The 11,001-nt window shown below is 59.3% G+C and carries 9 protein-coding genes; all 9 read left to right on the forward strand.

All coding sequences use genetic code 11. The features are described 5' to 3' along the window. The first annotated feature begins 341 nt into the window (after positions 1-341). The 9 genes from HV711_RS33620 (at position 342) to HV711_RS27665 (ending at position 10,913) form a co-directional block, all read left to right on the forward strand. Positions 342-986: a hypothetical protein gene (locus HV711_RS33620; RefSeq protein WP_035481685.1), complete on the forward strand. Its 645-nt coding sequence runs from the start codon at positions 342-344 to the stop codon at positions 984-986. A gap of 5 nt (positions 987-991) precedes the next feature. Continuing rightward, positions 992-2,965, forward strand: a complete 1,974-nt coding sequence (locus HV711_RS27635; RefSeq protein WP_254604911.1) for an integrase core domain-containing protein — start codon at positions 992-994, stop codon at positions 2,963-2,965. A 4-nt stretch (positions 2,966-2,969) separates the two neighbouring features. Then, entirely contained in the window at positions 2,970-3,833 is an 864-nt protein-coding gene (locus HV711_RS27640; protein WP_082201478.1) for an AAA family ATPase, read from the forward strand. Positions 3,834-4,239: 406 nt separating this feature from the next. Further along, positions 4,240-5,400 (forward strand): tyrosine-type recombinase/integrase, encoded by a 1,161-nt coding sequence (locus HV711_RS27645; protein ID WP_035481689.1) that lies wholly within the window; start codon positions 4,240-4,242, stop codon positions 5,398-5,400. Further along, positions 5,397-7,037, forward strand: coding sequence for a hypothetical protein (locus tag HV711_RS27650; protein WP_051224313.1), 1,641 nt, complete (start codon positions 5,397-5,399; stop codon positions 7,035-7,037). Before HV711_RS27645 ends, HV711_RS27650 begins: the two co-directional genes overlap by 4 nt. A 46-nt stretch (positions 7,038-7,083) precedes the next feature. Further along, positions 7,084-8,874: a tyrosine-type recombinase/integrase gene (locus HV711_RS27655; protein ID WP_175145383.1), complete on the forward strand. Its 1,791-nt coding sequence runs from the start codon at positions 7,084-7,086 to the stop codon at positions 8,872-8,874. Beyond that, complete coding sequence (locus tag HV711_RS27660) at positions 8,828-9,295, forward strand: TetR family transcriptional regulator (protein WP_175145385.1); 468 nt, start codon at positions 8,828-8,830, stop codon at positions 9,293-9,295. Before HV711_RS27655 ends, HV711_RS27660 begins: the two co-directional genes overlap by 47 nt. A gap of 152 nt (positions 9,296-9,447) precedes the next feature. Beyond that, positions 9,448-9,579, forward strand: coding sequence for a hypothetical protein (locus tag HV711_RS33845; protein WP_302479492.1), 132 nt, complete (start codon positions 9,448-9,450; stop codon positions 9,577-9,579). After that, complete coding sequence (locus HV711_RS27665) at positions 9,576-10,913, forward strand: hypothetical protein (protein WP_175145387.1); 1,338 nt, start codon at positions 9,576-9,578, stop codon at positions 10,911-10,913. Before HV711_RS33845 ends, HV711_RS27665 begins: the two co-directional genes overlap by 4 nt. The last annotated feature ends 88 nt before the right edge of the window (positions 10,914-11,001 follow it).

Raw genomic sequence — 11,001 nt, forward strand, 5'->3', positions numbered from 1 at the left:
ATGTGTGGTATGGACTTCCGGCAATTTAAAAGGGAATGTTTCACAAAAATGGGCGGGTCCGCCGGCGCGATGCATTTCTTAAGCCCGTTTTTCGTTTGCAGCGGGTCATTTACCGAGCTCAACACATAGTTTGTATTGATTCGAACGTAAAACGTATCAATCGTTACGAAGCGGGTTGGGCGCGTGCTGGCTTTGGCATCAAGCGGAGGTCCGTAGAGGATGCTCCATCCCGTCGTGTTCTGCCGGCGCTCCGGCGCGGCCGTCGCCCGGGCAGTGTCCGCGTCGCGTCTTCCGTTTTTGTACTACAACTGGGTAATTGTGTTTGAAGACTGAGGGCGGCGATGACCAACCTGCGGTTCGTCCGTGCGATCGACGATGTGCGCCCTTATGGGACGCATCGCTACGATGTCTATGGACCCAAAGTCGACCGCCGACTCACCCTGTTCGGTCATCGGACTTTGAACGCCTGGCTGCAGCTCGAGTTCAATCCCGATGTCGTCGCTTACTGCGAACGCCCGCTTCGCGTTCCCGATATCCGGCCTGCACGGATGGTCGATTTCTGGGTGCATCGAGGTAATGACGGCGAACGCTTCCTGATCGTACTACGCGGTTCAGAACTGAAGTCGTTCGCGGCACAACCCCTGCGATTCGCGGCATTCGATGCGTGGGCACGGAAAACCGGGATACAGATTTGCATGGTCGGTGCGGAAGAAGGTGCGCCAGTGGATGTCCTGAGGCGGAATCAGGCCACCATACTTCATCACGTTGCAACCGATCACACTTTCGTAACCGCCGAAATGAAGCAGCGTGCGTTCGCCGCATGCGGGGAGGGCGCAACGGTGGGCGAACTCGAAAAGCGGTTATTGCCGCTGGGCGGGACGCTGGTGCGGTCTGCCGCCTTCATGCTGGTGCTGGATGGCAGCCTCCTGTGTCCGACGCTTGCCCGCGAGCCACTCAGCCGACAGACCCAACTGGTGTGCGCATGAAGACGATGACCTTTGGCGAACTCAGGTTCGACCGGGACTCGATCCCGGCCGAACTGCGCGATGTCGCCAGCTGGCCGGGCGCCGATGACGGTGCGTTGTCGAGCGAGGCGCGCGATGTGTTGCATCGACGTATTCAGGCAATGGCGCTGTTTGCCGATGGCCGCACGTCCTTACGCGAAATCGGTCGCGTGACAGGACTGCGGTTCAACGATCTGTACAGGCTGTTCGAGCGCTGCGTCACGATGCACGAGGACGGCCGGATCTTCGGCGTGCGTGCGCTGATACCGTACAGGCATACGCGCGCTTATCAGCGTAGCGCTGCCGTCACGCTTTCCCGTGACGGCAGCAAGGGTGGAACAAGCGGTGCGTTCACCCAGCTTCTGTTCCGCTACCCGGAGATCGCGCACTGGATCGAACGAAAGGTCGACGAACGGCGGCGAAAAAACGGCGGACAACGCGAGGTATTGCGCGGCCTTCGCCGCCTGCATCGCGACTTCCTCGATCAATGCCGGCGGGCCGGCGTCGAGGCGCACGACTATCCGTTCAACCAGCAGTATCTAGGTGAGCGATCGCTGGCGACGCATGTGCGGCGTCTTGCAACCCGGCACTTTGATGCAGCGGCGCAGGCGGCCGGCGCGACGCAGATCGCGCATGCTTGGGAAGATGCCGGCGAACATGTGCGCAAGCCGGCCGTCGACCCGTTGGACGTCGTCGAATTCGACGGTCACAAGATCGACCTGCGTCTCACGCTCAGAATCGATGATCCGCTTGGCTTCGAAACCCTTCTCTCACTGCACCGGATCTGGATACTGGTGCTGCTGGATGTCGCGACGCGCGCGGTGCTAGGCTACAGCCTCGCCGTGGGCCGGGAATACAACAAGGACGATATCGCCGAAGCATTGCAGGCGACACTGACCCCGCACGCGACGCGCGCCTTCCGGATTCCCGGACTGCGCGTGCGTTCGGGCGGTGGGTTTCCGTCGGAGGCCATGCCAGAGACCGCGTGGGCGTGCTGGAATACGCTGCGCTTCGACGCCGCAAAGGCACACTTCGCGCAGGCAACGCTCGAGCGCCTGACCGGCATCGTCGGCTGCTGGTGCGATAACGGACCGTTGTGTGAAAAGAATGAACGTGCATTCGTCGAACGGTTCTTTGGTCAGCTCGCGGCGCATTTCGCCCATCGCCTGCCCGGGACGACTGGCGCGGCGCCGCAGTCCGTGGAACGCGCACTCAACGATGTGGGCGGAGATCTGTCGCTGCTGATGAGCCTTGATGAGCTCGAGGACGTGATTGATGTGGTCCTCGCCGACTACAACGGCGAACCGCATACCGGACTGGGAGGGCGTACCCCGCTCGAAGCGATGCGCTTTTTCCTTGCGCGCGACTCAAGCCTCCTCCGCACGTTACCTGCCGAACGACGCGGCACGTTGTGCCTGCTGCAGGACGCGCGGGTAGTGACGATACGCGGCAGCGTCAAACGCGGCGAGCGGCCCCACGTCAACTTCGAATACGTGCGCTACACCGGCAGCATCCTGTCGAGCAATGCGTCGCTGATTGGCCAGCAGCTGCGCATCTACTTCAATGTCAAGGACATCCGGCACGTGCATGCCTTCTTCATGGACGGCTCTGAACTCGGCGTGCTGACCGCTGTACGGCCGTGGTGTTTTTCGCAGCACTCATTGCGGGTGCGGCAGGAGATCTTCAGACTGATCCACCAGCGCAAAATTACGTATCGGGACGGCGAAGATCCGGTCGAGGCATGGTTTGCGTACAAGAAGACCGAAGCGGCGAGACATCAGCGCAGTGCGAACGACCTCGCCCGCATGCTGACGGATCGGGCGAAATCCCACGAGAGCCCACCGGCGGTACCCGGGCGGATGTCGCCGCAAGCGCAATCACAACCCGCGACCCGGGCCGCGACGCAACCCGGTAGTCCGCGGCCGTCGATCCGGCTGACGCGGATCTTCACGTTTTCCTGACGCGATGCTCCGCCCGACGACGCGACCGCTGGCGCCCGATGCCCATCCCCTGCTCAACAAGGGCTACATGGTGCCCACACCCTCGATAGGCGCGATGTACATGCGCATTCTCCGGTGCGTCAGACACGGCGTATCAGGGGCGATCATCTATGGCCATACGAGATGGGGCAAGACATACGCGATCCGCTATTGCGTTCGCCTGCTTCGCGAGGAACTGCCCCGTTCCGCCATCCTTCATGTCGGCATGCCGCAAAATCCGTCCCGCTCGGAAGGCCTCTTCTTCGGCATGCTGCTGGCAGCCGCGAGGCATGATCGGCCTGACAGCGGCTCGGCCTTGCAGCGGCGCTTCCGTCTGTATAACAGGCTGGCCGAAATGGTGGAGCGCGTGTCTGGCAAATCGCTGATCGTATTTGTCGATGAAGCACAGCGTCTCGAGATTGAACACTACGAATGGCTGCGCGATGTGCAGGACGAGCTGGAACGTCGCGGCGTCCGGATGTATACGTTTCTGATCGGTCAGCCGGGCATCCTGAACCGCAAGACGTCGTTCAGACAAAGCATCGATACCTCACAGATCGTGTCGCGCTTCATGATTGAGGAAATGCGTTTCGAGGGATTCCGTTCGGCCGCAGACCTGGAGGTGCCGCTTAGCGCGTACGACGAGTCGGTTTTTCCGGAAGGAAGCGACTGGACCTTTACGCGTTTCTTCTTCCAGCGGGCATATGACGCAGGATTCCGGCTCGGCGGGCAGAATGAGCTGGTGTGGGACGCATTCAGCGAGGCGCATCGGCGTGCACGCTTCGACTTCACGATGGAACTTCCGATGATCAGGATAGTTAATTATGTTAGTGACAAAAGCTTTGTTTGATCTATGCTTATTTCGAACGGTACGGCTGTTGCCGTTGAGTAGCAAAGTCTGTTTTACAGACGAGTAGCGGGGTTGGGTTTTCGGGGAGCGGGAGGGGAAGAATGGTTCCGGCGCGGGGGCAAGTCGATGCTGTTGAACTGGATAAATACCGGTCTGTGGACTGCGAGGTGTTGCTTCCCCTTCTGGTCGATTACGTCAAAGCGGATGCGAGCTTCATTCCAATACGTGACAGTCACACGCACCGTTGGCACCTACGTGTGGGCGATCGAGAATTTGAACTCCTAACCACCGGCCCGAAATGGTTCGACACACGACTCAAGCGGGGTGGTGGCGGCGGTGTCGATCTTGCCATGCACTTATTGGCACTGAACTTCAGACAGGCCGTCACAAAGCTTAGGCAAGTGCTATGAGATACCTCCTGGCAAACGAGAAGTTAGTCGTTGCTGGGCGGGTCTGGAAGGGCTTTCCGCTGCTACTCAATACCGGCGGCCACCCGATGGAACCCGCGCAGTCATTTCTCTGGGACTTGATTGCATCAAATGGCCGAGTGAGCAGTCCGAAGTCGTGGGAGTCGTATGGCTGGGCGCTGTACGACTTCTTTGCCTTTGTTTTTGCCAACGGTCTGGACTGGCGGCAGCCCGACTCGCCCGGCATGCCGAGTGCACTTGAAGCGTATCGGGACTGGTCGAAGGGCACGGTGGGGCTGGCGAATACGACCATCAACAATCGGCTGCGTGTCGTTGTCCGCTTTTATCAATGGTCGGTGAAGAAGGGACTCATTGACCGACCGCCCTTTGATCTGGTCTCGATCCAGACCAGTCGGCAGCCGGGTTTCCTGGCGCACGTCGATGCGACAAGCGGCAAGGTGGAGTCGCCAAGCATCCTGCTGAAACAGCAAGCGCAGTCCATCAAAATCCTGACTAAGGAGCAGGTCACGGTCTGCTATGAGGCGCTGCCGAACGTCACCCATCGACTCATGTTTTCGCTGATGCTTCGTACGGGCTTGCGCCAGATTGAATGTCGGACCTGGCCGGAGAAGCCGGGATACGTATTCGATCCCAGCCGCAGGAGAGATCTCCGCTCAAACCAAAAGATTCGGCTGAGTCTTGACCCGCGCGACATGGAAATCAAGAACAGCAAACCTCGCAGCATCGATATGCCCTATGATCTGATGGAGAAATTGGATACCTACGGCGTTCGGCACCGCAAGATGCGCGAGAGAAATCATCGTAATGGGGCGAAATTCCCCACCCTGTTTCTCACCGAGCACGGCGCGCCCTACACCAAAGCAGCCTTGACCGCCATCTTCGCGGCGCTTTCCAGGCGAGTGGGATTCCATGTGACCGCACACATGTTGCGCCACACCTATGCCACGTTTTTGCTTTGGAGCCTGCGCAAGAGCGAGACCTTCGAAGGAGAGCCGCTCTTGTACGTGCGCGATCGGATGGGTCATTCCGATGTCACTACCACGGCTATCTACTTGCATCTCATCAACTCGCTGGAGGGCCACCTTTTGCTGGCCCACGAGGACGAGATTGATCAACTATTCGCGGGAGCTGGACCGTGAAAACAAGCCGCAAAAACCACGCCGCGGCTCCTCTCCGGGTATCGATCACCCCCATCGACGTGGAGAACGGCGGCGCCACCGTCACGCTGCCGGCCAGAGGCAATGCCACGTCACAACGCACACTCGACCTATCTGCCTACCTTGGCCGCGGCATCGACGCCTGGGTGTGGGCGTGTACCGCGCAGTTGCGGGCATTCCTCGCGGGCGGTGGCGCCACTCCGGCAACGGTGCGCGGCTACTGGATCAATGGTTTTGTCCATTTCTGTAACTTCCTGATCGCCGCCGGGGTGCCATGTCAGCCGGAGACGTTGGAGCGAAAGCATATCTCTGCATTTATCGCATGGCTTAAGGGCCACGCGGACTGGGCCTACACCTCGCAAAGAAGTTTTTATGCCAGGACCAAACCCGTCCTCATCGGTCTTCAGCATCGCCGCGTGGTGCGAGAGGGCAGGGATCTGTTTCCAGCCAATCCATTTCCGCATAGCAATGCGCGATATAGGGGAGCGACACCACTATCGACCGGAGAACGCACCCGACTGGTCATGGCACTGCGCGACGACATCATCGCCATTCACAAGCAACAGTTCGACGGACTAGCCTCGGCGGCGTTGGTTGTGTACCTGCTCGCATTAGCTGTCCGTACCGGCGCCAACACCACGCCGCTCCTGGAAATGAAGCGGGATTGCCTAAAACCGCACCCGTTTATGCCTAACATGATGCTGCTGGAGACCTTCAAGCGGCGCGGGAATGCAACGCAGCTCAAGAGCCTGCGCTTCTCCAAGGAGGAAGACCGCCCGCTACCGGTTGCGATGGACGGCGTCGCCCTCGTGCGGAAAGTATTGGCGATGACCCAGCCTCTCGCCGATTCTGCGCCAGACGATCTCAAAGATTTCGCTTGCCTGTTTGTCCGTGAAGGGAATAGCGACAAATCGCGCCTGCTCACCCGGATGAGCAGTTGTACGCTTGGTCGCGGCATTCAATCCTTGATCGATCGACATCAACTCAAGGCGGACGATGGCGCGCGCCTAGAGATCAATGCATCGCGTCTACGCAAGACGATGGAAAACCGCCTGTGGCAACTCAGTGGCGGCGACATCATCGCCACCGCAGCGTTGATGGGCCACACACCACAGGTTGCGGACAATCATTACCTCGCCTGCACAAACTCGATGCGCGAGGATGCAACCTTCGTCGGGGAGGCGCTGCCGGACATCTACCGCAACGCCGAGCAGAGCGATGGAAACGGCAAGGTAATCCCCATCGCACTGATCACCACGACACGCGTGGGTGGGTGCAAAGACCCGTATTACGGCGACAAAGCGCCGCGGGACGGCACACCCTGCGACGACTTCTTTGCCTGTTTCTCCTGTCGCAGCTATGCCATCGTCGGTGCGCCGGACGACCTGCATCGACTATTCAGTTTCTACTGGTTTCTCGACCGGGAGAAAGATCACGCCCGAAGCGGCGACTGGCGCATGCAGTTTCATCACACGATGCGCCTGATTGACGCCTTCACTACGGACAAGTTTGATTCGGCGCTGGTGCAAACCGCCAAAGAGCGCGCCCGCGTCAACCCACATATCTTCTGGAAATCGTATGCGATCGAGCCAACCTTGATGGGGCTCGAGCGTGGCTAAAGCCAGCAAGCTAGCGGTTCCCAAAACGCACCTCGAGCGCGTTGCCGTGCAGGCACTGACCAAAGCCTACGGGCTGTTGGTTGAGCAGCCCCTAAGTGTTGCCGGGCTCGACGAGTTGACCCGCCGCGATGTGGTCATCTCGGCCGTCAGCGACGGCGGCCAAGAGCGAGTGCTTTCCCGCTACGGCGATTTGGTGTGGGAAATGTGGCCCTTCGTGACTACACCGAATGCTCACGAAAGCAACAAACGCGTGAACTGGTCACGCATCCCCGAACCGTTCCGCGAGGCGAGCAAAGCGATCGTGTTTCGATACTGGCGGGTGGGAACGGAGGGCAGTACTCCGCCCGGCGTGGCGAGGTTGAAACATTTCCAGGGTCATCTCGCCATCTTCTTCCGATATCTGGAAACAGTGGGTGTCACCTCGTTGGCTGACGTTCGTCCGATCCACATTACCAACTACGTTCAAGACCAGAAGAACAGCGACAACGTGAGGGGTGCTCTAGCCAATAAATTCGGCGCCCTGGAAAGGCTCTACACATTCCGCGACCAACATCCCGAGGAATTGGGTTTCCATCCATGGCCCAATTCGTCCGCTGGCGAGATGGCAGGACGCGTCGGGCAGGCAAGGAAGGATGGCGAAAAGGACAGCAAGACGCCCTTGATTCCGGCGGCGGTGGCACAAGCCCTCTTCATTCATGCAGAAAACATTCTGAAGAACGCCGACGGTATTTTGGACCAGCGTGACGTGGGCAGGCGCTCTGCGTGGCAAGATGCGGAGGTCACCGCGATCCGCAATGCCTGCTTTTACCTTCTCGGGGTGCTGACCGGTATGCGAAGTTCTGAACTATCTGGCATCGAAGTTGGTGCCGGTCGTACCGAGATCACGAACAACTATACCTTTCATTGGGTCAAGTCGTTCGAACACAAGACCAAGAAAGGTGTCGTCGAATTTCTAATGCCAAGCATGGGCCACGATATTCTGCGTGTGCTCGAACGTTGGTCCGAACCGCATCGCGTGAGGCTGGCCGAGCGGTTGCGGGAGTGGGAAACGAATCGAGGGGAAAGGACGCACCAGCATCTGCAACAGATCGCCGTCGCCCGCGCCAATCTCAGCAAGCTGTTTCTTGGGAAGAGCCAATGCGGCATCGTGCCTGTGTCCGCCACGGGTTGGGGCGGTGTGCTTCGGAAGTTTGCCGAGGACGCCGGGGTGGACTGGGCTCTGGCGCCGCACCAGATGCGGCGGCTATATGCCTACACCTTCGCGCGGCATCGGCTGGGCGGCCTGCTGTTCCTCAAGGAACAGTTCAAGCACTCGTCGATCAACATGACTCAGCTATATGCGGCCAACCCGCGCCAGGACGCCGCCCTATATGACGAAATTCTGGAGGAAACGCGGCAGCACAAAATCCAGACCATCACCGGATGGTTGGAGGGCGAGGAATTGTTGGCCGGGGGGGCTGGCAAGAAAATCATGGCCTTGCGTGCGCAAGACTTTCCAGATCGGAAGGCGATGATCGAGGAAACATCCGACCGTATCACCATTCGCAGCACGAGTCATGCGTGGTGCTTGGCCCAGGACGCGGGCTGTGGCGGATCCGGCATCTACGAGAAGGGGCGTTGCGGAACCTGCCACCACGGTGTCATTGATGACCATTTCAAGCCCTTCTGGCAGGAGACCTATCGGCACCAAAGGGAACTTCTCGAAGAGACCAAGAAACTCGGTCCTGGCGACGTTAAGCGCGCGAGGCGCGATCTAGAAGAAGCGGCTCGCGTGCTCAAGGACTTGGGCGTTGAACTACCAGGGGAAGATCCAAGTGGTAGCGAAGCAAACGCCTAGCACCGCAGCCACGCCCGAAGCGGTCAAACCGCCCCGCCAGCGTGATCGCGCGCGAACGCTGACCGAGTTGCAACTGGCGCTGAGCCGTCTACAACGCGCCTGCAAGAAAGTGTCGATTGCGGCCGTCGCCAACGAAGCCAAAGTGACCCCAGCCCTGATCCATAACACCTATCCCGACTTCGCCGAACAGGTCCGCGCTCTGGTCAATAAATCCACACGAGCACAGCGCGACGACAAGCATCGGGAATTGCAGTTACAACGGGCGGCGACCGCCCGGCTCTACCAGGTGATCGCCGATCAAAATAAGGAGATTGTTGACCTCGCATCGATTAACGAAGCGCTCAGAGCGGAAGTCCAGGTACTCCAAGGGATTGTCGAGGGCAAGGTGTTGACCGCGCCGTTCGGGCGGAAGAACGAGTAAATATTGTCGTGAGCAGGGTTGAAAGGTGCGCAAAAATTGTTAGCCGAAACTTATCCAGTAAATTCACGCACTTACGCTCAACTAACTGTTAGTACGTTTCTGTTCCGATGGAGTATGTGGCGCGTACTGTCGAGATCGCCCTAAACGACAACATGAACCACGATGCATCGGATTTTGCGCTCAGCCCTGCATCGTGGGCGCAGGCGGTAGCCGAATCCAACTACGTCGCGGCGCTGGAAGATTTGCGCATCATCTTCGTTGACGACGTAGCTGCTGCACCATGAAAAGTCGCTTCGGAATTCTGCTCCCCGGCGCTTACACCTGGCAAACCGGTGCCTGGTGCTGGCGCGACGACTGGAATCTGCCAGGGCAGTCCGCGTTTATGCTGCTCGCCAGATTCCAGCAATTGAACGCGTTGTCGTGTACAGCATTGGCGGAACTTTTCTTACGAAAACCGGATCGCTGGCCTGTGAAGCACGGCATCGACCTGCGCGACATGCGACAGTTCGATCTCCTCCGGATGTCCGATCTGATGTGCATTCCGCTTTGCGACGTCGCGGCTGCGTTTTTGCCGGTTAGCGATGTCTCGCGGGGTGTCAGACCGCAACAAGTGATGTGGTGCATGCAGTGTGCGGCGCGCGGCATTCATCTCGCCGTCTTCCAGTCTGACGGGTGCAAGACATGCCCAGTCCACGGCAGTCCACTGCGTGACCGTTGTATCCAATGCGGCGAGGCCTTGATGACCTATCGGCTGCAGGCGTGCAATTTCCGGCTGCCCCTATGTTGTCCGACTTGCGGGCACAACTGGGTTCGCTCGCCCGGCGCGGCAGAAGATCCGGCGACCAGGTTATCGCTTGTGTACCGGTGCAAGGTCGCGCACGGTCTTGCTCGGGATTGGTTCGGCCGCCGCTCATCGAATCTTCGGCAACTACTGGCTAACTTAGGCCAGTCGGACGTTTGCGAGGCCTGGCTGGCGTCGGCGCCGCCAAGGGGCAGCGGCGCGGATGGGGTCGGCGGCTTCTGCGCGCATGTCGTGCAGGGGCAAACTGAAGGCGTTTCGGACGTCCTGGTCCATCCGGTGGCCTTTGCTCGCGATTCGCTAAAAGCAGATGTTGACCATCGCCGTAAGTGCGTCGGCGATTTACCCCGTTCGCCGGCGGTATCCACTTCCGATGACCTGCTGCCTGACGCCATCGCGTGCTATAAGTCGATTCGACGACATCTCATACGACATGTCGTGCAAAGGCACCGAAGGTGTGTCTATACCGCTGGCCGCTATTTCACCTGGCGGCTCGATGCATGTACAACGACACCGTTCTGTCCGGTTGCTCAAGCGGTACTGCGATGGCGGACAAAATGGGAGGGTGTCGGCGTACCGGCGCATCTTTTCGGCCGATGCGAACATGGGCTGCTTGGTGTTCTTGTCTGGCTTTCGCTCTTCGCACCAGTCGGCTTGCCCGGATGGACCCCGTCGGTGGAGCGCTGGACAACCCTGCGCGTTTTTGCACTGGCTTGCCTCGACAGTTTTTCCTGCTACCTTGAGGCGGCCAGCGGAGGAGGCGCGCGATCGGGACCTTTATGGATGCCGTTTCCAGGGCAATGTCCCACAGACAGTTGAAGGTTGGGACGGCGGGTGCGGCATAGATTATGCGACCTTGCGATCATGGTCAATGTTGGATTTCGAGGGCGAACGCTTCAGGGCGGCG

This window comes from Paraburkholderia phenoliruptrix (assembly GCF_902859825.1).
GTDB classification, from domain to species: Bacteria; Pseudomonadota; Gammaproteobacteria; order Burkholderiales; family Burkholderiaceae; genus Paraburkholderia; species Paraburkholderia phenoliruptrix.